This window comes from Ensifer sp. Root1252 (assembly GCF_001425885.1).
GTDB lineage: Bacteria > Pseudomonadota > Alphaproteobacteria > Rhizobiales > Rhizobiaceae > Ensifer > Ensifer canadensis.
Genome location: NZ_LMDT01000039.1, coordinates 1 through 22,653 on the forward strand (window position 1 = coordinate 1; position 22,653 = coordinate 22,653).

Consider the following 22,653-nt stretch of genomic DNA (forward strand, 5'->3'; position numbering starts at 1 on the left):
AAAATTTTCTTCTCTACGGGTGATTGCAGGCAAAGTTCTGCTATTCTCAGAATCAGCCATGATCCGAGCTCCAGCTAGCTAGGTTGTGGTTAGGCTGGCCTCGGTGGTACGAACACCAAGGCCAGCCGATTACAGCTTATAAGGGTACAAGCGGTGACGAAAATGAGCAAGTTAAATCACAACCGTGTTGTGAAATGAACGCTATCCAGTGCAGGCTTGCCCGCGTTGCATTAGGCTGGGGAGTGCGGGAACTGGCTGTCGCGGCAAATGTTTCAACCCAGACAATTAGCCGTTTGGAGAGAGGTGACCAGCTGCGAAGCGGCACTGTTGACGGCATAAGACATGTGCTTGAAGATGCAGGCATCGAGTTCATCCCAGAAAATGGTGGTGGCGTCGGCGTTCGCTTTTCCAAACCAAGAGATTGAGCAAGCGGCATCCACGCAAGCGCCCTGCATCGTCTCAATGAGGATCCAACGGCCGCCAGAGACGGGTATGATCGATACGGAGGTTTCGGTGGTCAGGTCGGGCAAGTGAGGGCAGGGCGCTTTTCAATTGGAGCGGCTTGCCGGGCCTAGGCTTCCCGGATCCCGGCGTTGGCCGTCGCGATGCTGATCCTCCGAGACGAGGCTTTTTTGGTTGCTCGAAGCCGACTAGCTTTTTCGGCCAGATATGCGCGGGGAGCGCCACCACTCGAACCCAAAGTGCCGCTCTCGTGATTTAGCGCGGCGGATTGCTCCCATTGAGCAGCGTTGCCCGGATCATGTCAGCCTTCGAAAGTGGGATGGATCGGACAACTGCAGGTGCCGCTGCCTTTCGGGCTTCATCGGGTTTTCTCAGGCTTTCAATTTTTTGCTCGGCCGCCAGCCTGTCTGTGTGCGACATTGGGCTAATCACTGTGCCGTTTATATCGTGCGTGCGGAGCCTGGTTGCGCAATCGCCCCGGGCTTTCGTCACGAAGGAGTTTGGGCATTGACAAATTTGTAGGCTTGTTCCCAATATGGGAACATATGTGCGGCATGCAAGTCATAGCGAAGTCCACGTTGAGAGCCTTCTGGGGAAGGCATTCCCAAGCGGAAGTACCCCTGAAGACCTGGTACGCAATGGTGAGCAGCGCGGCGTGGACGGAGCCGGCGGATGTGAAGACGATGTTCGGTGCCAACATCGACTTTGTCAGCGATAAACGCATCATATTCGACATTTCCGGCAACAAGTATCGCCTGATCGTCCACGTTGCCTATCCATATAAGCGGCTGCTGATCAAGTTTGTTGGCACCCACAAAGAGTACGATCAGATCAACCCGGAGACGGTGTAATGGACAACATTCGAGCCATCAGGAATGATGATGACCTTGCATGGGCTATTGCAGAGGTCTCGGCATATTTCGAGAACCAGCCGGAACTCGGGACTGAGGAGGCTGACCGCTTCGACGTTCTATCGGCCCTCATCGAGGCATATGAAGACGCGCACTACCCGATCGAGGCACCTGAACCCGTTGAGCTAATCAAGGCCCACATGGAAATGTTCGGCCGCACTCAGGCCGACCTTGCCGTGATTTTGGGTTCGCGCTCTCGAGCTTCTGAAGTTCTTAATAAAAGGCGCGCTCTGACCGTGGAGATGATCCACCGGCTGCATAAAGCGTGGAATATTCCCTCTGACCACCTTGTGGAACCGTATCATCTTGTTGGCCGCGAAAGAGAGGTAGCCTAGCATCATTTGGCTTACTATCGGGCCAGACGGATCGCACCCGGATTGTTAATGGTGTTGTTCGCGAGCGCCGCCTTGCAATCCAGCTTGAAGCTGCTGTTGCCGATCATCGTGATCTCCTGCGCGACGATGCGTACGCATTCGCCGCCGGTGGAGCCATTGCCGGCATACTGGATCTCACGTGACGCCGGCATATAGATGATGCCCGCAAGCGACGAGGCGCTGTTGCCGTTGATCACGGCCGTCGCCGTGTTGTTCCTGGCGGCAACGATCGAGAAACCTGCCCAGTCACCGGTCAGCGACGGCGTGATCTTGAAGGTCGAGCCGCCGTGAATGTCGAGTTGGGCACCGTTCATCAGGAAGAAGGTGACGCCATTACCCGTGAGCACCGACTGGCTGGCAAGTTTCAGAGTGCCGCCATCGATGATGTAGGAGCCCGGCCGCAGAAGAACCTCGCCCTTGATCTCCAAGCCGCCGTAGGTGCCGGGCTTCAGTTCGACAGTGTAGCCGGCGGGTGCGTTGTTCGGTGTCTTGCTCGTACCGTTACAGTCGCCATTGCCGCCACCGCCGGCCACAAAGTTCTGTCCGCATCCGGAGAGGTTCACCCAGCTCCCGGTCGTCGGCATTTTCTTGAACCGGAAGGGGTCCGGGATCGGTGGAACACCTTCCACCGCCTTGCCGCAGGCGAGCTCGAGATTGGCAAGCGTCGCCGAAACCTTGCCCGTTGCATAAAGACACTCTGCCTTGAGAGTGGCCGACCCACTGAGATAGATCGACTGTGCGTCGCTCGAATCCGACGTGATGGTACAGCCGGAGGTATCGACAGTGGCACTGCCGCTCACTTCGAACGCCCGGGATGCGGTCGGGTGGAGTGCCAGAATGCAGGCTTCCCGCCCCGGCATGCGCGCCGCGACGCTTTCACGATCGATCGTATAGGGTTGGAGTCCCCAGAAGAGCGGAGCGTATTTGAGCTCATAGGTCGTCGTCGCCGTGCTTTCGACGCCGAGGGTGCCAAAAGTAACCTTGATCGCCTGCGTTGCCACCGGCGTCGAACTGCCCGACCCGATCTCGTCGATAATCTCCGGTGTGCCGAAATTGGCGAAGAAGATGTTGTTCGCCAGGTCCTTCGCTTTGGCTTCATCCTCCCCTTCGCCATAGGACTTGACCGCGGAAAAGGCGGCCGCATCGAGCGCGTCCTGCATCTTGGCGGATTCGAGATTGATGCGGGCGAGATTGATGGCGATGGAAGCGCCCGTGAACAACGGGATTATTAAGAGAGCAGTCATGACGGCAAAGTTGCCGTTTTCGTCCTTAAGGATGCGGACGAGGTTGTTCTTCAGATCGCTTGGCATCTTGTTTGTTGCCCCCTCAACAGATCAGGACGACTTCGGAGCCAGGTGGCCCAAAAAGCAATAAAGGTAATCGATTCTAATGAGTTGGAGCTGGATACGGCGGCTGGCTGCGTCCCCTCCTTGCGCTCCAAAACAGGATTGCTAATTTAGCCATCAAGCGTAGAGAAATAGCTTCAGAAATTGTTAAACTTTGTGGCATCCGGCGCTGTGCGGGGGAATCCACAGCGGAAACGGGCGGGTGCCTGCCCGTGCTGCCGCTCTGGGTATCGTTGGGCCGCTCTGCGGCGGTGGTTGTTTCCGATTTGTGCGTCTGGGATCGCATAGTGTATCGCCGGGAACTGGCTATGAAGTCTACAGCGGGCGGCGGGACGCCACGCTAGCCTCGACGCCCTCTGATCCGTGCCCGGCAAGCTCAGCCTGCCGGTCGAGCGCGACCTGTTTTTTCACGCCTGATCGATTGTCCATGCACTCATCGCGCGCGCTTATTTCAGATTATCGACCAGTTTGCGAATGCGGCGTTCCCGAACTTCTGAGGTCTTGGCCTCGTGGATCGCGTTGACGTGCTTTTGCCGCAGCCCAAAAGGCAGGCGGTCAAAAGCCATTCGGGCTTGCGGAGAGTTATTGAGCGCCTCGGCGAGCTCTGCGGGTTCGGCGACCTCCCTGGGCGCCTCGTCGAGCACGACTTCGATTTCGACTATATCGCCTTCGCTGATCCTGGCGGCGGCGCGATGGGCAGCGCTGATCCCTATCAGCCGCTGCCCCCGCATGGCCGCCACCCGCGTGCGCCAACTAAAGCCATTGATTGTCACAGTCACCGGTGGGCGACCTCCAGGACCCAGCTTTTTCATTACTGCATCGGGGACCTCGACACCTGTCGCATTGCCGGAAGGGACAACCTTCGCCTGGAACGTCCCTGCTCTCCTGTCTGCATTTTTGTTCTGATTGTCGCTAGATGACATCGTCCAAATCCAATGCTGCTGCGCGTACCTATTCTCCCTGTTGAATGCTCAGGGGATAGCGCTTGGGATGGTGCACCGAGGTTGATATGTTGATAGGTCGGTTTTCGGCGGAGAACGCGATCTGATCCAACGTCAGCACCGCGGTCTTTTGTTCCAGTTTGAGCAATGCAATCTCGTCTTCATCAGGATAGCGCGCACTGATTGTTGTCTGTCCACGCACGGGGCGCAGGCCGTAACGCTCGCGCAATTCAGCGTAGAGCGAACGGTTTCCAGTCGACCAGTCCAAATCCAGCAGGCCCGGGCATGCGACGGGCTGCAGCCAGTCATACTGTATGACCACCGGCACGTCGTCGAGCGTGCGAAGGCGTTTCAACAACACCACGTCGGCCGCTTCTGGCAGGTAGAGCGCGCGTGAAATCTCCGGCGGAGCGGCATAGATCTTGGCTTCCAGCAGGCGGCTGCCGGGAATCATGCCCTTGGCGATCGCGTTGGCAGTAAAGCTCGTCAGCAAGTGCAGTTCGAACGGTTCACTTCTTTCGGCGACGTAGAAGCCCTTGCCTGGCTGGCTTTGCAGATGGCCCTCCTGAACGAGTTCTACAAGCGCCTGTCTGATTGTAATGCGGCTGACATCATATGCCTGTACCAGCTCGCGCTCGGACGGAAGTTTGGAATGTGCGGGGATCGTGCCGTCACGCGTCAGATCCAGGATGTTCTGCTTGACCTGCCTGTAGAGAGGTTGCTGGTCATCGCGATCCAGCGGCTTCAGCCGGGCGCGTTCCGCCAACGGATTGCTTCGAATTGTCGGCTTTTTTGCGGGCATCTTTTCCGTACCGTTTGTGACGATTCCAGTGCTGCACGAAATCTGGTGGCAAGGCAACGGTATATCTTGACATGTCTGGATATGACCAGTTACGACTGCATTAATAGACAACTGAGGTATCCGATGAAGCTCACTCTGATTGGCGGCGGCGGCGTAAGAGCGCCCCTATTCGTGGCTTCGGCTCTTCGCAGGGCCGAACGCAGTGGGCTTGCCGAAATCTGCCTGCATGACGTCGATCAATCGAAACTCGAGATCTTCGGTGGGCTCGCCCGTGAGATTGCTCTCAGGATGCAGTCGCCCGTCCGCATTTCCGCCACCGTGACTGCCGAGAAAGCCCTTGAGGGCGCACGTTACGTGGTCACGACTGTTCGGCCTGGCGGCGAGGACGGACGCGTCAAGGACGAGCGGATTGCCTTGTCCCACGGCGTTCTCGGCCAGGAGACCACCGGACCCGGTGGTTTTGCCATGGCGTTGCGCAGCATTCCCGTCATCACGGAATATGCTACGCTGTTGAAAGAGGTCAGTCCGGATGCCTGGCTCTTCAACTTCACCAACCCCGCGGGCCTGGTGGCCCAGGCTTTGAGCGACGCAGGCTTCGATCGTGTCGTCGGCATCTGTGATGGTGCCAATGCGGCCCAGGAAGCGGTGGCGCAGAAGCTCGGTGTTGCCGTCAGGGACGTGCAGACCGAAGTCTTCGGTCTCAATCACCTGTCGTTTACGCGGTCGGCGGTCGTTGGAGGGCGCGAGGTTCTGCAAGAGCTGCTGGATGACGATGCGTTTCTTGCCGAAACGGCGCAGCGCATTTTTGATCCATCGATTATCCGGCGGCATCGCCTTTGGCTCAACGAATATCTCTACTACTTCTACTATGCCGAGAAGGCGCTTGGAGACATCCAGGCCGATGCGCGCACCCGTGGCGAGGAGGTCCGCGATCTCAATCGAACATTGATTGCTGAACTCTCCGCCATTGGCGTCGAGCGCGATGCGGATGCTGCCCTTTCGGCATACTTCGCCTATGAGCAGCGCCGCGAGGCGACTTACATGCACTACGCGCGGCCCGAAGCGCCGAGCATGGAAGATGCCGACAGGGCCATCCGCGCGGTCAGTGCGCATGCCGCGGACGGTGTCGGCGAGGGCTATGCCGGCGTTGCGCTCAATATCATTGATGCGATGGAATCGGGAGCCGAGTGCCATATCGGATTGAACGTGCGCAACGGGGACGCTATCGACGGCCTTCGTCCGGATGACGTCGTCGAAGTCAGTTGCGTCGTCGGTCGTGACGGGATCAAAACGAAGAAGATCGGAGCGATGCCGGAAGCTCAAGCGCAGCTCGTGCACAACATCAAGCGTTACGAGCGGCTCGCAGTCAGAGCAATTGCCGAGCGGCGGAAGGACTTGGCCGTGGAGGCCCTCGTGGCCCACCCGCTCGTGTTGTCCTATTCTCGCGCGGAGCCGTTGGTCGAGCAATACATCGCTGCACATCAACCCTTTGCCGGGGAATGGCGCTGATGCTCTCAAAGCAGTGCAGGGCCTCCCCTTACGACGTGGTGCTCGCCGGCGAGTATTACTACGACCTGATTTTTTCCGATCTTGGCGAGATACCAAAGCTCGGCGCTGACGTGTGGTCGAAGAACTTTGATGCCGTCCCAGGAGCCAGTTATACGACGGCGCGCGCGTTTTCCTTGCTCGGTGTGAAGGTCGGCTGGTGGTGCGAGACCGGGACTGATCTTTTCAGCCAGCTGATGATCGCAGCGGCGACGCGAGATGATATCGACGCTTCTCTGTTCCAGCAGCGCGCAGAGGCAAGAATACGCCTGAGCGCTGCATTCTCCATGGCACACGACCGCGGGTTCCTAAGTCACTTCCAAGGGGACGAGACGCTTCCGTCAAAGGCTGAGATCGAACGGCTCGGGCCGCGTGTTCTCATCGTGCAAGGGCTCACCTGCCGGAGCGACTTGGCAGATCTGTTCGCCTTTGCCCGCTCTATCGGCATCTTTTGCTGCCTGGATTGCCAGCATGTCGACGAAGATATAGCCGATGGCAATCTCGCTGAGATCCTGCTCCACACCGATTGCTTTATCTGCAATGAGACCGAAGCAAAGCGGCTGACAGGTAGTGAGAGCCATGATGGGGCGCTTCTCGCCCTTGCTCGATATTGCCCGACCGTCGTGATCAAGAGGGGAGCCGACGGAACGGCTGCACTCCACGCTGGTCAGGTCATCGAAATTGGCGCACCGCAAGTCCAGGTCGTCGACACGACGGGTGCCGGCGACAGTTTTAACGCCGGCTTCATCTACGGATTATTGCAGGGCTGGCAGATGGAGAAGGCGCTTCGAGCGGCGGTTGCCTGCGGCTCGGCCTCGGTGACGGCACATGGCGGCAAGGCACTGCCTCTAGAAAGTGAGCTTCTTCAAAGCATGGCAGAAGCTACCTGGTAGAGAACGACACATCAAACGCAACGTGGGAGCATGCATATGAAACGTCGGGAATTCCTTGCATCCGCAGCGGCAGCTGCAGCAATTGCCATCAGCCCCAGGCTGGCTTTCGGCGCCGACGGGGCGGTTGAAGTGATCGTGGGAAGCGATCAGAACGTGGCGGATTTCTGGTCCAATGTCGTTGTTCCGGCCCTGCAGCAAGAGCTCCCGGACCTCGTCGTGAACGTTACTGTGTCTGACGGAAACTCGGGGATGATGGCATTGGCCGACCGAGCTCTTGCGGCGCTGAAGACAAAGAGCGATCCGCAGGTCGATGTGATGGAGGCCTTCAATCCACGCAATACCGTCGGCGCGATCGATGCCGGTCTCTGGCTCGATTTTTCCAAGGCATCGATGAGCAACTATTCGAAGCTCAACAAGCTTGCGATCGATACGAATTTCGGCCTGCCATACCGTGGGTCACAGGTGGTTCTGGCCTATGACTCCACCAAGGTGCAGACGCCTCCAAAGACCTGGGAGGAACTGACGGCCTGGATCAAGGCAACGCCCGGCCAGTTCATCTACAATCGTCCGGACAAGGGCGGATCCGGCGGCAATTTCGTGCGGCGCGCGATCCACGAAGCCAACGGACGAGACCCGTCTGCATTCACGGCAGCCAATTTCAGCAAGGAAAAAGCCGACGCGATGCTGCCGCCGGCCTGGGAGATCCTGAGGGATCTCGCACCTTCGCTCTACCAGGGCGGATCCTACACGGCCGGCAACACGCCGTCGCTGCAATTGCTTGTATCGGGTGTCGTCTCGATGGTGCCAACCTGGTCGGATCAGGCCCTGTCCGGCGTGAAATCGGGTGAGCTACCGTCTCATATCAAGCTCGCGCAACTGCAGGATCTGGCATTCGTTGGCGGGTTTGCCTATTGCACCATTCCGACCAATGCCACGAATATCGAGGCGGCGACCAAACTCGCAAACGTGCTCATTTCGCCTGCCGTCCAGGAACAGATCGTCGATCAGATCGCCGGGTTCCCGTCGATCGAATGGTCCTATCTTTCGGACGAAATCCGCACCGCAAATGCCGACATCATCCCGAAGTCGATTCCTGCCTTCCCCGACGGCGAGTGGGAAGCCGCTGTCAATGACGGCTGGTATCGCAACGTCGCGCCCGCGATCGCGCGAAACTAACAGATCGGAGGCTGGTTTGGGAAGCGAAGGCAACTCTGCACGAAACCTGAAAGGGCTGCTGCTAATCGGTCCGCCGCTTGCAGTCATGGTCTGCCTGCTGCTTTATCCCGCTGGCGTTTCTGTCCTGCAAACACTCCAGGAGACCGCAGCCGACGGCTCCGTCTCCTGGAGCCTTGCCCGGTATCACCGGTTCTTCACGGATCCCTATAGTGTTGCCAACTATGTTCGCACCGTGTGGACGACGGTGGTGACGTTGGTTCTGTTGATCGCCATTTGTCTGCCGATCGCCATCTATCTGCATTTCACCCGCAGCCGCTTGGCCGCCGTCGTTCAAGCCCTGGCGCTTTTTCCGATGTTTGTGCCGGGTATCATCGTCGCCTATGCGCTCATTCGATACATCGGCCCGAACGGCTTGCTCCAGTCGCTGCTGGAGGTCGTCGGCTTCAGATCCTATAACTCGCCATATCTGACTCCGTGGGGGCCGGTCATCGGCTTGGTCTGGGACCATATGCCCTTGACCTTGCTTATCCTGACCGCGGGGATGGCCAAGGTGTCACAAGAGGCAATCGAGGCCGCCCGCGATGTCGGAGCCGGGTATGTCGTCATCTTCCATCGCATCATTCTGCCGCTCATGGTCGACTCGCTTCTGGTGGTGATGGCGTTGAACGTCATCAGCCTTTTCGGCTCGTTCGTTATCCCCTACATGCTGGGACCGGCGTCTCCGGAGATGATGGGCCCTTACATGCTGAGGACATTTTCGGAAGTCCGTCAGCCCGATTTTGCCGCAGCGCAGGCGGTGATCACTTTCCTGACCTGCTCCGTGTTTGGCATCCTCTATGTCGTCATGCTGACGAGAAAGCAGGACGTATGAAGATCCGCGCCAGTACGATCGTCGGCATTGTCATCATGCTTGTCCTCATTGCCTATGTGGTGATGCCCATCGCGACGGTCTTTCTCTGGGCTTTTGCCGAGAAATGGACCTACCCGGCGCTGCTTCCGACCGAATGGGGCTTGCGCTACTGGCATACGACCCTGGCGCGGGCCGACGTTCTGTCGGCCTTGCGCCTGTCACTTGCCCTTTCGGTCACTGTGACGCTTCTGTCGGCGGTGATCTGTCTGCCGGCGGCCTATGCCTTCGCACGAATGGAGTTCGTCGGGCGCCGGACCTTCATGATGTCGTTCCTCGCAATCAACGCCTTTCCCCGATTCGGGCTCATAGTGATGATCGCGACGCTGTTCCTGAGCCTGCGCCTTGTGGGCACGTTCTGGGGCATCGTCCTGGTGCAGTTGCTGAATACCATGCTGATCATGATCTGGCTCCCGTCGGCGGCATTCCGCGGCGTCGACCGTCGGTTAGAGGAAGCCGCGCGTGATGTGGGGGCCGGGCCCGTGCGGACATTCATACGCATCACTATTCCCCAAGCCGCCCCCGCTATCGGGGCAGCGATGCTGCTCACATTTGTTTCGACCTTTTACGAGACAGAAGGCGCATGGCTGGTCGGTGCTCCCAAGCTGCGCACGATGCCAATGGTGATGTTGCAGATGATTACCGGGCAGATCGTGGTGCAATATGGGGCCGTCCTCTCGGTTCTGCTTTGGGTGCCATCGTTCATCGCATTGTTGTTTGCTCGCCGTGTCTTGGCATCCAACCAGTTTGCAAAAGGATTTGGCGCATGACGCCGCACGCACGCGTGTTGTCGGAGTTCTGTTGAAATGGCGAAATTGGAACTGAAGGGAATCGAGAAGCGCTACGGCAACATGGCCGCAGTCCGCGACATCTCTCTCGAAATAGCATCGGGCGAACTGGTCTGCCTGCTCGGACCGTCGGGATCGGGCAAGTCGACGCTCCTGCGGATCATGGGAGGCTTCGAAAAGCCCACGGCAGGTAGCGTTCTCATCGATGGCATCGACGTGACAGCGCGCGCGCCGGAGAGCCGTCCGACGGCAATGGTTTTTCAAAGCCACGCGCTCTGGACGCATATGAACGTCTTTGAAAACATCGCGTTCGGGTTGAAGCTCAGAAAGATGAGCCGAACGGAAATTGCCCGCAAGGTCGATGCAGCGCTCGATCTGGTCGGTCTCAGCGGCTATGGCAAGCGCAGTCCGCTGCGTCTTTCGGGCGGTCAGCAGCAACGCGTTGCGATCGCGCGATGCATCGTTCTGGAGCCGAAAATCCTGCTGATGGACGAACCTTTCGCCAGCCTCGACCAACATCTCAGGGAGCGGCTGCGCGAGGAAGTACGTAACATCCAGCGCGAGCTTGGCATCACCACCGTCTTTGTAACCCACGGCCAGGACGAGGCGCTTGCGATAGCGGACCGGGTCGTCGTGATGTCGGTTGGAAAGATCAACCAAGTCGGTGGACCAGCCGATATCTATGCACAGCCGCAGGACAGGTTTGTCGCCGGCTTCATCGGCGCGATGAACCTGATCGACGGGCGTGTTTCGTCGGGGGTGATGGATGCTGCCGGTTTCAGAGTAAAAGTACCATTGCCGGATGGTGAGGCAACCCTTGCTGTTCGGCCGGAGAAGCTGGCGATCGCTGCCCAAGGTGGACACACTTCGGCATCGGCGAAGATTACCAGGGTCGTCCATTTCGGAGCTTACCGCACTGTCGAGGCGACAACAGACGGCGTCAACCGCGTGAAGATACATGCCGACACGGAGACGGTACTCGAACCGGGTCAGGAAATATTCGTGGATCCTGTGCATTTCTCCGTCTTCAAGGACGGGCACGACGTCTTTCGTTCGGCCTCAGTCTCCAGATGAGTTTGCGGCCCGCCCTCAAGTGGCATCGCTTGCGCCAGGTCCGATCCGACTGTGCGTTCGGTCTCACCAGCATGTTGCAGGGGTGGGCATGCGGCGCATCGATGGAAGTGGATCTGCGCGCCCTTGGCGATGGCGATTTCGTCTGTCTGCACGATGCGACAGTCGATCGGGAAACGAGTGCTGCTGGTCCGGTGCGGGATTTCACGTCGTCGGATGTCAGGTCAATGGTAATGCGCACCGATGAGGGTCATCTGACCGACCTGCAACCCATGCTGCTTGGCGATCTTGCCGCGGCGATGGACGGTGACGCGGTTCACCCGGACGCTTTGATGCAGCTGGATTTCAAGGACGACATCGGGGCGCTTTCTGCCGGCCATCGTCAGCATTTCCATGCATGTCTCGCATCCTGTGCAGATCGCTTTATCCTTTCTGGAGATGACCCGGCAGGACTGCTCAGCCTTGGCGCCGGCCTACCGGGGCTCAAGATCGGTTATGACCCTTGCCGCGACGACACACTGACTAGGCTCCGCCGAACCGGGGCTTTTGAGGCCTTCGCCGGCGATGCCGTCCATACAGTGCCGTTTGCGGCATATGTCTATCTCGAATACCCGATCATACTTGCCGGCCTCGATGCCGGCGTGAACGTCGTCTCGATTTTTCAATCGGCGGGCATGAAGGTCGACGCATATACACTCGATGCCGACCACCACGGGGTCGATGAGACATTGCGCCGGCTGGTACAAGCAGGCGTTGATCAAATCACGACGGACGAGCCGCTTGTTCTTGAAAAAATGCTAGACCGGCTCATTCCGCAAATAGGCTGAGCAGCCAGCGTTGAAGCGCCGGCACGCTGGCGAGAACTGCGCCATTGCCATTCTGCTCATTTCCCTGGAAGTCGGTGACGACGCCTCCGCACTCCCTGACCAGCAGTGCAGACGCGAGATAGTCGAGCGTGTCGAGCCCATCTTCGAAACAAGCATGGTGCCGCCCGGCTGCGACATAGGCAACGGAAAGCGCAGCGGAACCAAGCCGCCTGGTGACGGCCGCCCGGTCGATCACCGCGCGCAGGGCGGTGTGATAGCGCTCAACCGATATCCCCTGGACCTGTCCGGGGATGGGAAGTCCGACACCGACCACGGATCGCTCCGGCAACACATCGCCGCAAACGGGCAGCCGCTTGCCGTTCAGATATGCGCCTCTATCTGCCTCCGCGACAAACATTTCGTCACGGATTGGGTCGAAGACGACGCCAGCCGTTACTCGGCCGTCTTCCAGATGCGAAATGACCTGCGCAAAGAATGGAATATGGAACGCGAAGTTCGACGTCCCGTCGATCGGGTCAATGATGAATGTCCGCCGGCCGTCTCCAGCCCGGTCGCTTGTCTTTTCCTCGCCGACAATCCCCGCGTCCGGGCATTTCTCATTGAGCACAGCTGCAATCGCGCGTTCGGTCGCGATGTCGGCCGCCAGCTGATAGTCCCGGGGCGCTTTTTCAACCATGCCGATGGTCTCGTTCGCAGCGTAGTATTTTAGAGCGATGGCACCGCCAGCGCGCGCCGCATCTATCATCGCTGATGCTACGTCGCTCGGCTGAAATGACATGGATCGCCTTCCAAAGTGGGTTTACATCGGACTGGTCATAACAGGTCATTTCCAGATGAGCAAGTTATTGATCGGTGTGGCCGCCAGGTGGGCCTGCGCACAGCTTCGACTGGCTTGCTCGCCAGAAGCTGTAGCGGAGATGAGCATCATGGCTTTGCCTTGGGCAATTCCCGATGACGGCGCCAAACGCGGCTTCCGCTTTCCGGCATGGCAACTCGACCGGGATGGACGGCCCTATGCTGCGCTCCCGAAGTTGCATGCGATTCTGGGCAGCGCATGGGCGGTTTACCGTTTCCTAATTACGCCGCATGGCGCTCTGGATGAGCGGACGGGGCTCGATGTGCTGAAACGCGGCCATGACGACGACATCCTTGCAGCGGCCGAAAGCGTTGCCCGCGGTGATTTTCGCTAAATGGCTGCAATCAAGCCGCCGGCGGGTTTTGAGAATTTTCCGTGGGGGCAATCGAAGGTTTGAGGTATTCGAGTAGCAGTTTGGCCGGCAGCGGTAATTTATGATCGCGTCGATACATAAGACCAAACGGTACGACATGGCTTTTAACATCAGGCATGATACGCACCATCTCGTTGAGATCTTCCCATGTCTTTGCGTAATGGTCCGGAAGGTATCCGATATATTTCCCGCTCAGTATCAACATCGCTGCGGCCTCCATCGAGTGCACAATTGCTGCCGTTTCGAAATTGGGGATGAAGGCGGGCTGTAAGGATTCCCGGAGATAACCCCGCGAGACAAACCCGAACTTGTCGTCTTGATTGAATATCTTATCCTTCTGCGTTTTCTTGTCGGCGAGAGCATGCTGCGCGGAGCAGAACAAGGTCATCCTCTCGTGAAAGGCTTCCTTGATGACGACGGATTCCGAGGCGATGGAAGTGGGGCCGACGATGAAGTCCACATCCCCGTTGGCCAGACTGCTCTTCAGCTTGTCGGGCGAAAGAACGTCGATCCTTATAAGTATGTCGTCGTCGATTAATCCCAGTTTATGAATAGCGCGTTGCAGTTTGAATTGGTGCTCCGAGATTAGCCCGTCAACGATTCCAAGCGACAATTCGCGGCCGATCCGTTTCTTCGTCAGCCATGTTTTACTGCGGAACTCGTCTATCGACTCGAAAAGTTCGGTGATGGATGAATAAAGCTCCGTACCGCCCGGTGTCAGTCCGAACCCGGATCGCCCTCGGCGGCAAACCTTGAATCCAACCCTTTTCTCGAGGTTTGCAAGGTGCGTGCTGATGTTGGAAAGGCTCATATCGAGAATCGATTGGGATGCGGATAGTCCTCCGCAGTCGACCACCGTCCTGAAAACGGTAAAGAGGCGAAGGTCAAAATCTGAAACAGCTCGCACGCATACACCCCAGGCAGTGTTGTCGCAATCGGCAATGAATAGACAAGAATATCCCTAGTCGATGATCACTTCGGTTTGGTGAGAAGTCAACTTGTTCAACTAGCTATTCGTCTGCGCTACACGACGTGAGAGCAATCCAATGTCGAGAAATGGACGTTGGAGGAGTTGTCATGTCTGATCCAAGATTCACCCCCATAACAGGGACGGAGATGCCGCGATATGCCGGGGCGGCCACCTTGATGCGGTTGCCGCAAGTCCTCCCGGGTACTCCCGATTGGAACGACGTGCAGATCGGTCTGTTTGGTGTTCCCTGGGATGGAGGAACAACCAATCGCCCGGGCGCCAGGCAGGGACCACGGCAGGTACGTGATGCATCCACCATGGTTCGCAATGTGAACCGTGCGAACGGCATTAATCCATTTGCATTGTGTCGGTGCGCAGATCTCGGTGACACCCCAGTAAATCCGGCAGATCTGGCAGATTCGATGACCCGTATCGAGCGGTTTGCTGGCGAGGTTTGCGTCTCAGGCATTCTTCCGCTTTTTGTAGGCGGCGATCATTTGTCAACGCTGCCCGTCATGCGTGCGGTCAGCCGACGTTTCGGGCCGTTGGGCATGGTCCACATAGATGCGCATACGGATACATGGGATTCCTATTTCGGTGGTCAGAAGTACACCCACGGAACACCCTTCCGTCGAGCCATCGAGGAGGGAATTCTCGACCCAAAGCGCACGGTACAGATTGGAATACGAGGAGCGCTGTACGCCGATGGTGATGATGGGTGGGGGCGCGAGCAGGGTATCCGTGTCATCGACTTTGACGAATACAGGACGTTGGGCGTCGAACGGGTTCTGCGCGAGGCGCACGCCGTTGTTGGCTCTGCTCCGACGTACATCAGCTTCGATATCGATGCGCTTGATCCCGCCTACGCGCCAGGAACAGGAACCCCTGAAATTGGCGGTATGACCACGCACGAGGCCCAACTTCTCGTTCGAGGTCTTGATGGCATCAATTGCGTCGGTGCGGATGTCGTCGAGGTTTCCCCACCATTCGATCTGAGTGGCAACACGGCGCTCGCTGCGGCCACGCTGCTATTCGAGATCCTCTGCGTTGCGGCCAGCGGTATCGCGAGAGCCAGGGCATAATTTTCAAAAAGCAGAAGTTTAAGTAAACCATTGGAGGAACAGATGAAATTGAACAACGCCATAGCGATGGCAGGCGTGACGCTCTTGGTTTCGTTGCCATCGGTACGTCCCGCACAAGCCGAGCAAAATGTAGTGAACATCGCCTACCAGCTCACGCCGAGCCCTTGGGTCGCTCGTGTTGCCGACAAGTCATTTGAGACGCAAACTGGCTACACGATCAATTGGCGCCAGTTCAACACCGGCGCGGAAATTATCAGTGCCATGGCGTCGGGGGCGATTGATATCAGCGTGCTGGGCTCAAGCCCGTTGGCGGTCGCAGCGACGGCCGGCCTGGACATCAAGCTATTCTGGATACTGGAGGACATTGCTAGCGCTGAAGCACTCTATGTCCGCAATGACTCTGGCATCAACAAGCCTGCCGATCTCGCCGGCAAGAAGCTTGCGGTTCCCTTCGCCAGCACGAGTCACTACCAGTTGATGTATGCGCTGGAGCAATGGGGCATTGATGGCCAGACCACCGTGTTGAACCTCGACCCGAATAAAGCTGCTGCTGCTTGGGAGCGCAAGGATGTTGACGGTGCATTCATCTGGGGGGCTGCAATGGCGCGCCTAAAGTTGGATGGCAAGCCTTTGGTCACCTCAGGCGAGATTTGCCAAATGGGGCGTTGCACGTTCGAAGGAATGGTCGCCACCACCAGCTTCGCCGAAAAGAACAGCGATTTCATGCGCCAGTTTGTCGACATCATCAATGCCGCCAATCAGGACTACAAGAATAACAGGTCCGAATGGGGCGCTGAATCGGACAACGTAAAGCTGATATCCAATCTTTTTGGTGCTGATGCCGAGACTGTTGCAGAGGATATTTCCAACTATAGATATCCATCGCTCAGCGAGCAAATTTCATGCTCCTGGTTAGGGTGTGCGGCAGAAGGCGGCGGAGCAAAAACACTGAAGCTGACGGCGGACTTTCTGAAATCGCAGGGAAAGATCGGGACGGTTCTCGATGATTATTCAGGGTTCGTTACGGATGACTATCTGGAACGCGCAGAGTAATCTTTTGGCTGCTGCACGAGCGCCCCGGGGACTTTTTATAGGCCCCCGAGCATTCCCTTCTTATGATGGTGTGGACGGGTTCACTTCATCGTCAATGCTGCCGGGATTATGCAGTAGGATCGGAGCCTTGTAACCGATCCCCGAGTGATGACGTCCCTCGTTGTAGTATCGCGTTAATCCGCAAGGGTCAGGAACCAATGAGCGTCAGGCATTCCGCACGGAGCTTGCTGTTGAACGCCTCGATGAAGCCATTGTCCGTCGGCTTGCCGGGCCGCGAGAAGTCCAGCATGACGTTGTTGACATGGGCCCAAAGGTCGAGATCTCGGGAGATCGATGTAATGGTGGATCTCGTTGTGACCCCACCTACGGTCACGAACGTCAATGACTTTCGCGCGATCCTGATCGTTTGAGCTCGATCGCAGGCGACGGAGAACTCTAACGGATGGTCGCGGGCCCGTTTCCCCACAAGAGCGTCAAGTTTTGAATTCGCTTGGCTTCAACTCATGCGTCCGCTGATCTTACTTCAGCCTTTCGATTTCTCCCGCGCTGATGCCTAAGCGGCCGCTCGTGTGGTGGAGCAAGGTAGATTTCCAACAAACGCAATCCGAGGATCAGTGCCGAATTGATGACCAAATATATGGCGGCTACCATGCAGAATACCTGGATGACGGCGAAGGTCTTGCTCATCAGATCCTTTGCTACACCGGTCAGTTCCATCACCGTGATGGTGCTGGCAAGCGACGTCGCCTTGAGTGACACGACGATCTCGTTGCTGTAGGCCGGCAAAGCGCGTCTCACAGCTATCGGAGCGGTGACGAGAAAAAAGACCTTGATCGACGACAGTCCCAGTGCGCGGGCTGCCTCGATCGCGCCTTTGGGCACGGCGGCCAGACCGCCGCGCATCACCTCGGCCGTATATGCGCCCGAGCAAAGGCTCATGGCGATCACAGCACAGGCGAAAGGCTCCCTCAACAGGATCCATGCTGGACTTTCGCGCAGCCATGCGAACTGGCTGAGGCCATAGTAAAGTACGAAGATCTGAACCAGCAGCGGCGTGGAGCGGAACGCTAGAACATAGGCTGATGCGATAGCCCGAAGAGACCCATGACGCGAAGCACGCGCCCAAGTGGCAATACCCGCCAGGACGAAACCAAGTGGGAGGGTTGCAGCCGCCAGTGCCAATGTGACCCAGATTGCGCCAGCCAGTTCGCTAGCAACGTGTAGTGTCGTTTCGAAATCCATGATCAGCCCCAGCGCATTCTGTTCTCGACGGCGACGAACACCCGCGAGGATACGGCGACAAGCACGAAATAGATGACAGCCGCGGCGCCGTAAAAGACGAAGGGTTGTCCGGTCGTGCGCCCGGCGAGGCCGACGACCCGCATAAGCTCGGCCACAGAGATCACGGAAAGCAGTGTCGTTTCCTTGATGGCCATGATCCAGACATTGCCCAGGCCCGGCAGGGCCTGCCGGAACATTTGCGGCATGATGACCAAATAGAGTCCCAGAAACGGACGAAGGCCGAGCGCGGCGAAAGCCTCGAACTGCCCGGCTGGAATTGTGCCGTGCGCGCCGCGGAACACTTCGGAGCTATAGGATGCCGAGACGAGGGTGACGGCCATCACGCCGACCGAAAACGCGTCTATCTCGATGTAGCCGGTGTAACCGAAACCGCGCGCGACCCACATCAGCGCCCCGTTGGATCCGAAAAAGAGAAGGAAAATGACGAGCAAGGGCGGCACTCCTCGCATCACCGTCGTATAGAGATTGGCTGCGCCCGCGATCCAGCGATTGCTTCCGAGCTTCGCCAGTGCAATCGCAAACCCAAGGGCGACACCGAGAACGTAGCCGAGGCTCGCGCAGGTTACGGTGACGCCGAGTCCGACAAGGAGCGGCCTGGACCAGCCCTGATCGCCCCAGGCCAGCATTTGAAGAATGGACGCGTCCGCAGCCATCAAAAATCATTCCCCGCAGATTTTCGGGTCGGCCTTGGTCGAGATATCGAAACCAAACCATTGCTGCGAAATCCGTGTGACTTCGCCGTCTTTCTTCAGTTGGCAAAGGGCCACGTCCCATGCTTTGCGAAGCTCCGCGGTATCCTTGCGCATCAGTCCGCCGACACCGACGCCGAGATAGTCGAACTGCTCGAAATCAAGATTGGGTGACAGGATCTCGATCGTTTCGCCTTGTGACGAACCCGTGAGAGCTATCCACGGGGAACGCCCCGCAAGTGCGGCGTCAATCCTTCCAGCCAATAGGTCGAGATTGAGGCTGTCCTGATTGTCGTAGAGGCGGACGTTAACTTCGCCCTTCAGTTCATTGTCCATGAACTTTTGACTTTGCGTGCCGGATTGGACGCCGACCGTCTTGCCTACCAGCGCATTCTTGAGCTCTGCCCAGGAGCTTTTCCCGTTCAGGCCGGAATTTTTGGCGGCCGCAAAATTGATCGGCAGGTTGCCGTAGCTCTGCGTGAAGGCAAGGCGTTTCTGCCGCTCTGGGGTGATCGATATCCCACCGACGAGGATGTCATATTTGCCCTGCTCAAGAGCGGGAATCTGTCCTTCCCAAGGTTGGGCGGTGAAGCGGCAGCTGCGCTGCATTCGCTGACACACGAGCCTTGCCAGTTCAATATCGAAACCGGTCAGTTCTCCCGCAGGCGTCATCGAGGTCCAGGGAAGATAGCCGCCATCCGTTCCGATGCGCACTTCAGGTAAGTCCTCAGCCAAGACCGGCGTCGCGCATAATGCTGCAAGCGTCAATGCTGCGACCAGTTCCGTCCATTTTGCTTTCATGATTGTCCCCCTCATTGTATTTGTGTTGGCAGGTTCAAAAGCGTTCGGGTCGGTCGTCCGTGCCGAGGTCCCAGAACAGGCCTGCCATGATTGCAAGACCCTCTGCGACAAGTGGCGTCAGCAGATGTTCGTCCGGCGCATGCTGACAGCATCCCGAATAGGAGTGCGGCACCCAGACTGTTGGAATTCCTAACAGATCTGCGAAGCAATCGTTCGGTAGAGAGCCTCCGGCATTCGGCAGAATTGTCGGTTCCACCGCCGTCGTCCTTCGAACGGACGCAGCCGCCCAGCGCATCAAGGGATGCTCGGGATCGAGGCGTGTGGCGCCCCATTCCAGTTCTGTTGCCTTTGGGACGACGGCGACATTGCCAAAGCCGTTTTCGTCGAGGTAGGCGCGAATTGTCTGCATGAAGCCCGCCGGATCGGTATCGACGGTGTAACGGATCTGCAGTCGTGCAGATGCGCGGGGCGGAATGGCATTGATCGGTAGAGCCGGCGTGCCTGCCGTCATCGCCAAGACTTCGAGCGCCGTCCAGCCGAAGACGCGTTGCGATGGCGTCAATCCCCGCTCGCCCCACCAGCCGTCAAGCTCCGGGCCGCCGCTCTCGGCTTGAAGCTCTATTCGACCGAGTGCGGCCATGACGCCCGGAGGAACTTCAGTTGGAAGAATTCCTCGAACATTGATTTGACCGGTCGCCGACACCAGGCTGGAGATGGCGTTGGCGAGGATCACGGCCGGGTTGGCAATCAGACCGCCCCAATTGCCGGAATGATGTGCGCCAGCCCTGAGATCGCAGATCAGATCGAAATCAACGGTTCCACGGGTGCCACCATCAAGTGTCGCGCGGTCGCGGGCCAGGCGAGGTCCGTCCGATGAGATCAGCCAATCGGCCTTGAGCTTCGAACGATGTTCCGAACAAATCTGGTGAAGTCCGGCCGAACCGGTCTCCTCAGAGGTTTCGATAAGCACCACGACGTTAAAGCCGAGGGATCCGCGCGTCGCCAGAACCGCTTCCAGAGCCAGCATCACGATTGTGTGCTGGCCCTTGTTGTCGGCGGTACCGCGACCGTAGAGGCGGTCGCCCTCGACACTCACGCGCCAGGGATCACGGCCATTCGACCATGCGCCTTCCATGCCAGCCACCACGTCCGCATGTCCATAGACGAGCAGTGTCGGCAGATGTCCTGCTTCGTCGCGCCGCGCGATCAGCAGCGGGCCGCCCATGGGATCCGGGTTGTCCAGAATGTCGCCAGTAAAGCCGAGGCTTGTGAGATCCTGCCTGAACTCGTTTAAATAACGCACGCATTCCGGGCGCCGTGCGGGATTCTGGCTTTCGGTCGCGATTGCGACGCGGCGTGTCAGATCGGCCAGAAAGCGCCCGTTGGCCAGATAGGCGACGGCGGTGGCTATAGATTGATCCCTAGACATAATCCTGCTCATTCATTGCGTTGACAGCACGATGTCACGCGGACGAATATGCAAGCAAACCAAAACTTCTCTCGGTTACCCTTAGCTGGATTGAGTCTCGACATGGCCCGTCATTTACCACCGCTGCCCGCACTGCGCGCTTTCGAAGCTGCGGCGCGCCATCTGAGCTTCGCCAGGGCGGCTGGTGAGCTGAGCGTGACCCCGGGCGCAGTCAGTCATCACATGAAACAGCTCGAAGAGTGGGTCGGTGGACCGCTGTTTGAACGGCGCGCCAATGGTGTGGGATTGACGGAGGCCGGCCGGGTCTTTGCAACGCGCCTCGGTGCGATCTTCGATCAACTCACCGCCGTCGGCGCTGCGGCACGAGTGCCCGGCGGGCTCAGCACCGTCACCGTTCGTTGCCAGTTTTCACTCGCAACGAAGTGGCTTGCACCCCGCATTGGCAAGTTTCGCAAGGCCCATCCCGACATCTCCGTGGCTGTCATGGCTCTGCCGCACCGGTGGAGCGCTAGGGAACCGGATCCGGATCTTGCAATCTATCATGGCCGTGGAACGATTCCGGGCGTCCGACAGGATACGCTGATCAATGGCAGCCTGATTGTCGTCGGTTCGCCCGACTTGGCGGCCACCCTCCCGCCTGCGTCGACACCTGCTGACTTGTTGTCCCGGCCCCTGATCAAGGTGGATTATGCCGAACCGGGCTGGCACGATGAAGGGTGGGAAGCATGGTTTGCTGCAACTGGGTTTGGGCATCTCGAACTGCGGTCAACCTTGTCGTTCAATCTGGTGCACCTTGCGATCGGTGCCTGTCTGTCGGGCGCCGGCTTCGCTCTGGTTCCAGATTTCCTGGTCGAGACCGAACTATGCACCGGGCGGCTGGTCGATGCCTTCGGGATATCGCTGCCGATTAGGCAGCCCTATGTCATCATGACACCCGACGCTAATCTTGCGCGACCAGAGGTTGCGATCTTAAGAAGCTGGCTCTTGGATCAAGGTCTTGCGACGGCGAAACTGGGGTAACCAGTCCCGCATGTGCTTTCAGTCCGAGTACTGTTCTCGCCGGCCTCGTTCGAGCAAGAGACGCATCGTGTGCAGGTTGGTTAGTTTCACGTTGGTCCGACGTCCCTGTGAGGATCCAGTCCTTATGAATGCGGCGCGTGGGATCGGTGCAGAAATACAGGACCAAGGGTGGCCACACAGTGCTCTTCTAGTCGAAAGCTATGTTGCGACGATCTTCGCACAGTTGCTCCGTCGGCAGAGGTATATTCCTTCCGTTCGCAAAGGCGGATTGACGCCGGCAAGCCTGAACAGGGTCATCGAGAAAATCGACGAGAACCTCGATGTCGGTCTATCCCTCTCTCATTTGGCCGAGGTGGTGAATCTTAGTATTCCCCACTTTTGCAGGGCATTTAAGCAGTCGCTTGGTTGTCCGCCATATGCCTCGCCGAGAGGTCGGCATGACACCCGTAGCTTATCGTGGGGCCTGGCCGAGAACGCGATAGGTGCCTTCGATGACCTTGTGTTGGACGTCACCGGAATGGCGAACCTTGTTGGCATCGATGGTGCCGGTCTGCGTCACCAAGGAATTGAGGCAACGGACACGGAAAAGCCCGGCCATCAGCTCGTAGGCGCTGGTTCCGTCATTGGCGTTTTTCAGGAGAATTTCGCAAACCGTATCCCCGACATTGTAAATCTTGCCGTCATCGATGCGGCGTAGCCGGATGAGGTGCTTGGTAAAATCGGCCTTGCCTTCGATGCGGCTGCGCGACTGCTTGGCGCCGACCGGCATGAAGCCTTCGTTCATAAGGCCGCGCAATACCTCGATGGTCGGGATGGGTTCGAAACGTTCGGACCGGCTCTCATGGGCGGTCACGGCAAAGATTGACGGTGCGATGTGGCGCATTTCAGTTTCGGTCAGGGCGCGGCCGGTGTCGAAGCGGGCGGTTCGGGCGTAGATGCCTCCTTCGCGGTCGATCTATAGAGAGCGAGGAGTTCGCCAAGCAGCGTTTCCATTTCTGCGATCGCCTTCGGATCCGACCTCGCCGTGGTCTGCAG

Annotated in this window: 23 protein-coding genes and 2 pseudogenes; 14 read left to right on the forward strand and 11 right to left on the reverse strand. The window is 58.1% G+C overall.

The window, feature by feature from the left end; all coding sequences use genetic code 11:
- The first annotated feature begins 194 nt into the window (after window positions 1–194).
- The 3 genes from ASD02_RS37610 to ASD02_RS29950 all read left to right on the forward strand — a co-directional run bounded on the left by ASD02_RS37610 (window position 195) and on the right by ASD02_RS29950 (window position 1,708).
- Complete coding sequence (locus ASD02_RS37610) at window positions 195–425, forward strand: helix-turn-helix transcriptional regulator (protein ID WP_082523522.1); 231 nt, start codon at window positions 195–197, stop codon at window positions 423–425.
- A 591-nt stretch (window positions 426–1,016) separates the two neighbouring features.
- The gene (locus ASD02_RS29945) at window positions 1,017–1,313 is read left to right on the forward strand and encodes a type II toxin-antitoxin system HigB family toxin (protein ID WP_057210953.1); all 297 of its coding nucleotides are present in this window, start codon (window positions 1,017–1,019) and stop codon (window positions 1,311–1,313) included.
- The gene (locus tag ASD02_RS29950) at window positions 1,313–1,708 is read left to right on the forward strand and encodes a type II toxin-antitoxin system HigA family antitoxin (protein ID WP_057210918.1); all 396 of its coding nucleotides are present in this window, start codon (window positions 1,313–1,315) and stop codon (window positions 1,706–1,708) included. Before ASD02_RS29945 ends, ASD02_RS29950 begins: the two co-directional genes overlap by 1 nt.
- A gap of 14 nt (window positions 1,709–1,722) precedes the next feature.
- Here the strand turns inward: ASD02_RS29950 and ASD02_RS29955 are convergent, their stop codons facing one another.
- The 3 genes from ASD02_RS29955 to ASD02_RS29965 form a co-directional block, all read right to left on the reverse strand.
- The gene (locus tag ASD02_RS29955; RefSeq protein WP_057221452.1) at window positions 1,723–3,057 is read right to left on the reverse strand and encodes a TadE/TadG family type IV pilus assembly protein; all 1,335 of its coding nucleotides are present in this window, start codon (window positions 3,055–3,057) and stop codon (window positions 1,723–1,725) included.
- A gap of 482 nt (window positions 3,058–3,539) precedes the next feature.
- A complete protein-coding gene (locus ASD02_RS29960; RefSeq protein ID WP_057221453.1) occupies window positions 3,540–4,016 on the reverse strand; it encodes a YdeI/OmpD-associated family protein in 477 nt (158 codons plus the stop codon).
- 28 nt (window positions 4,017–4,044) lie between these two features.
- Window positions 4,045–4,947, reverse strand: a complete 903-nt coding sequence (locus ASD02_RS29965; protein WP_244494311.1) for a GntR family transcriptional regulator — start codon at window positions 4,945–4,947, stop codon at window positions 4,045–4,047.
- 12 nt (window positions 4,948–4,959) lie between these two features.
- On the opposite strand from ASD02_RS29965, the gene ASD02_RS29970 reads away from it, so the two are divergent.
- The 7 genes from ASD02_RS29970 to ASD02_RS30000 all read left to right on the forward strand — a co-directional run bounded on the left by ASD02_RS29970 (window position 4,960) and on the right by ASD02_RS30000 (window position 12,043).
- On the forward strand, window positions 4,960–6,345 hold the full coding sequence (locus tag ASD02_RS29970) for a 6-phospho-beta-glucosidase (RefSeq protein ID WP_057221454.1): 1,386 nt from the start codon (window positions 4,960–4,962) through the stop codon (window positions 6,343–6,345).
- The gene (locus tag ASD02_RS29975) at window positions 6,345–7,274 is read left to right on the forward strand and encodes a carbohydrate kinase family protein (protein WP_057247490.1); all 930 of its coding nucleotides are present in this window, start codon (window positions 6,345–6,347) and stop codon (window positions 7,272–7,274) included. The genes ASD02_RS29970 and ASD02_RS29975 overlap by 1 nt, the downstream gene beginning before the upstream one ends.
- A 36-nt stretch (window positions 7,275–7,310) precedes the next feature.
- Window positions 7,311–8,450 carry an extracellular solute-binding protein gene (locus ASD02_RS29980; RefSeq protein ID WP_057221456.1) on the forward strand — a complete coding sequence of 380 codons (1,140 nt, stop codon included), beginning with the start codon at window positions 7,311–7,313 and terminating at the stop codon, window positions 8,448–8,450.
- Window positions 8,451–8,466: 16 nt separating this feature from the next.
- Window positions 8,467–9,321, forward strand: coding sequence for an ABC transporter permease subunit (locus tag ASD02_RS29985; RefSeq protein ID WP_244494312.1), 855 nt, complete (start codon window positions 8,467–8,469; stop codon window positions 9,319–9,321).
- Window positions 9,318–10,127: an ABC transporter permease subunit gene (locus tag ASD02_RS29990; RefSeq protein WP_025430883.1), complete on the forward strand. Its 810-nt coding sequence runs from the start codon at window positions 9,318–9,320 to the stop codon at window positions 10,125–10,127. The genes ASD02_RS29985 and ASD02_RS29990 overlap by 4 nt, the downstream gene beginning before the upstream one ends.
- Window positions 10,128–10,163: 36 nt before the next feature.
- On the forward strand, window positions 10,164–11,219 hold the full coding sequence (locus ASD02_RS29995) for an ABC transporter ATP-binding protein (RefSeq protein WP_057221458.1): 1,056 nt from the start codon (window positions 10,164–10,166) through the stop codon (window positions 11,217–11,219).
- 101 nt (window positions 11,220–11,320) lie between these two features.
- Window positions 11,321–12,043, forward strand: a complete 723-nt coding sequence (locus tag ASD02_RS30000) for a glycerophosphodiester phosphodiesterase family protein (protein ID WP_057221459.1) — start codon at window positions 11,321–11,323, stop codon at window positions 12,041–12,043.
- Here the strand turns inward: ASD02_RS30000 and ASD02_RS30005 are convergent.
- Window positions 12,024–12,821 (reverse strand): inositol monophosphatase family protein, encoded by a 798-nt coding sequence (locus tag ASD02_RS30005; protein WP_057221460.1) that lies wholly within the window; start codon window positions 12,819–12,821, stop codon window positions 12,024–12,026. The genes ASD02_RS30000 and ASD02_RS30005 overlap by 20 nt on opposite strands.
- Window positions 12,822–12,996: 175 nt before the next feature.
- Between ASD02_RS30005 and ASD02_RS30010 the strand changes: the two are divergent.
- Window positions 12,997–13,233: pseudogene (locus ASD02_RS30010) on the forward strand (XRE family transcriptional regulator); the annotation flags it as partial.
- A 10-nt stretch (window positions 13,234–13,243) separates the two neighbouring features.
- On the opposite strand, the gene ASD02_RS30015 reads toward ASD02_RS30010, so the two are convergent.
- Window positions 13,244–14,179, reverse strand: coding sequence for a LysR family transcriptional regulator (locus ASD02_RS30015; RefSeq protein WP_082555674.1), 936 nt, complete (start codon window positions 14,177–14,179; stop codon window positions 13,244–13,246).
- A 170-nt stretch (window positions 14,180–14,349) separates the two neighbouring features.
- Between ASD02_RS30015 and speB the strand changes: the two genes are divergently transcribed.
- Together speB and tauA are read left to right on the forward strand one after the other, a co-directional pair.
- On the forward strand, window positions 14,350–15,324 hold the full coding sequence (speB, locus tag ASD02_RS30020) for an agmatinase (RefSeq protein WP_057221462.1): 975 nt from the start codon (window positions 14,350–14,352) through the stop codon (window positions 15,322–15,324).
- Window positions 15,325–15,366: 42 nt separating this feature from the next.
- Window positions 15,367–16,377, forward strand: coding sequence for a taurine ABC transporter substrate-binding protein (gene tauA / locus ASD02_RS30025; RefSeq protein WP_057221463.1), 1,011 nt, complete (start codon window positions 15,367–15,369; stop codon window positions 16,375–16,377).
- A 60-nt stretch (window positions 16,378–16,437) separates the two neighbouring features.
- On the opposite strand, the pseudogene ASD02_RS39435 reads toward tauA, so the two are convergent.
- From ASD02_RS39435 to ASD02_RS30050, 5 genes and pseudogenes are all read right to left on the reverse strand, one after another.
- Window positions 16,438–16,708 (reverse strand): annotated as a pseudogene (locus ASD02_RS39435) (integrase core domain-containing protein); the annotation flags it as partial.
- 170 nt (window positions 16,709–16,878) lie between these two features.
- Complete coding sequence (locus ASD02_RS30035; protein WP_057221464.1) at window positions 16,879–17,619, reverse strand: ABC transporter permease subunit; 741 nt, start codon at window positions 17,617–17,619, stop codon at window positions 16,879–16,881.
- A 2-nt stretch (window positions 17,620–17,621) separates the two neighbouring features.
- Window positions 17,622–18,332 carry an ABC transporter permease subunit gene (locus tag ASD02_RS30040; protein WP_063978386.1) on the reverse strand — a complete coding sequence of 237 codons (711 nt, stop codon included), beginning with the start codon at window positions 18,330–18,332 and terminating at the stop codon, window positions 17,622–17,624.
- A gap of 6 nt (window positions 18,333–18,338) precedes the next feature.
- Complete coding sequence (locus ASD02_RS30045) at window positions 18,339–19,136, reverse strand: transporter substrate-binding domain-containing protein (protein WP_158268948.1); 798 nt, start codon at window positions 19,134–19,136, stop codon at window positions 18,339–18,341.
- Between the two features lie 67 nt (window positions 19,137–19,203).
- Window positions 19,204–20,598, reverse strand: coding sequence for a M20 family metallopeptidase (locus ASD02_RS30050; protein ID WP_057221465.1), 1,395 nt, complete (start codon window positions 20,596–20,598; stop codon window positions 19,204–19,206).
- A 102-nt stretch (window positions 20,599–20,700) separates the two neighbouring features.
- Here ASD02_RS30050 and ASD02_RS30055 point away from each other — a divergent pair, with 102 nt between their 5' ends.
- On the forward strand, window positions 20,701–21,618 hold the full coding sequence (locus tag ASD02_RS30055) for a LysR substrate-binding domain-containing protein (RefSeq protein WP_057210951.1): 918 nt from the start codon (window positions 20,701–20,703) through the stop codon (window positions 21,616–21,618).
- A gap of 451 nt (window positions 21,619–22,069) precedes the next feature.
- Here the strand turns inward: ASD02_RS30055 and ASD02_RS30060 are convergent, their stop codons facing one another.
- Window positions 22,070–22,501, reverse strand: a complete 432-nt coding sequence (locus ASD02_RS30060; protein ID WP_244494314.1) for a DUF932 domain-containing protein — start codon at window positions 22,499–22,501, stop codon at window positions 22,070–22,072.
- Between the last annotated feature and the right edge of the window lie 152 nt (window positions 22,502–22,653).

What these genes read in the sequence shown, in the direction of transcription:
- ASD02_RS37610 (WP_082523522.1), top strand. Translation starts at nt 195, where the DNA reads ATGAACGCTATCCAGTGCAGGCTTGCCCGCGTTGCATTAGGCTGGGGA.
- ASD02_RS29945 (WP_057210953.1), top strand. Translation starts at nt 1,017, where the DNA reads ATGCAAGTCATAGCGAAGTCCACGTTGAGAGCCTTCTGGGGAAGGCAT.
- ASD02_RS29950 (WP_057210918.1), top strand. Translation starts at nt 1,313, where the DNA reads ATGGACAACATTCGAGCCATCAGGAATGATGATGACCTTGCATGGGCT.
- ASD02_RS29955 (WP_057221452.1), bottom strand. Translation starts at nt 3,057, where the DNA reads ATGCCAAGCGATCTGAAGAACAACCTCGTCCGCATCCTTAAGGACGAA.
- ASD02_RS29960 (WP_057221453.1), bottom strand. Translation starts at nt 4,016, where the DNA reads ATGTCATCTAGCGACAATCAGAACAAAAATGCAGACAGGAGAGCAGGG.
- ASD02_RS29970 (WP_057221454.1), top strand. Translation starts at nt 4,960, where the DNA reads ATGAAGCTCACTCTGATTGGCGGCGGCGGCGTAAGAGCGCCCCTATTC.
- ASD02_RS29975 (WP_057247490.1), top strand. Translation starts at nt 6,345, where the DNA reads ATGCTCTCAAAGCAGTGCAGGGCCTCCCCTTACGACGTGGTGCTCGCC.
- ASD02_RS29980 (WP_057221456.1), top strand. Translation starts at nt 7,311, where the DNA reads ATGAAACGTCGGGAATTCCTTGCATCCGCAGCGGCAGCTGCAGCAATT.
- ASD02_RS29990 (WP_025430883.1), top strand. Translation starts at nt 9,318, where the DNA reads ATGAAGATCCGCGCCAGTACGATCGTCGGCATTGTCATCATGCTTGTC.
- ASD02_RS29995 (WP_057221458.1), top strand. Translation starts at nt 10,164, where the DNA reads ATGGCGAAATTGGAACTGAAGGGAATCGAGAAGCGCTACGGCAACATG.
- ASD02_RS30000 (WP_057221459.1), top strand. Translation starts at nt 11,321, where the DNA reads ATGGAAGTGGATCTGCGCGCCCTTGGCGATGGCGATTTCGTCTGTCTG.
- ASD02_RS30005 (WP_057221460.1), bottom strand. Translation starts at nt 12,821, where the DNA reads ATGTCATTTCAGCCGAGCGACGTAGCATCAGCGATGATAGATGCGGCG.
- speB (WP_057221462.1), top strand. Translation starts at nt 14,350, where the DNA reads ATGTCTGATCCAAGATTCACCCCCATAACAGGGACGGAGATGCCGCGA.
- tauA (WP_057221463.1), top strand. Translation starts at nt 15,367, where the DNA reads ATGAAATTGAACAACGCCATAGCGATGGCAGGCGTGACGCTCTTGGTT.
- ASD02_RS30035 (WP_057221464.1), bottom strand. Translation starts at nt 17,619, where the DNA reads ATGGATTTCGAAACGACACTACACGTTGCTAGCGAACTGGCTGGCGCA.
- ASD02_RS30040 (WP_063978386.1), bottom strand. Translation starts at nt 18,332, where the DNA reads ATGGCTGCGGACGCGTCCATTCTTCAAATGCTGGCCTGGGGCGATCAG.
- ASD02_RS30050 (WP_057221465.1), bottom strand. Translation starts at nt 20,598, where the DNA reads ATGTCTAGGGATCAATCTATAGCCACCGCCGTCGCCTATCTGGCCAAC.
- ASD02_RS30055 (WP_057210951.1), top strand. Translation starts at nt 20,701, where the DNA reads ATGGCCCGTCATTTACCACCGCTGCCCGCACTGCGCGCTTTCGAAGCT.
- ASD02_RS30060 (WP_244494314.1), bottom strand. Translation starts at nt 22,501, where the DNA reads ATGCGCCACATCGCACCGTCAATCTTTGCCGTGACCGCCCATGAGAGC.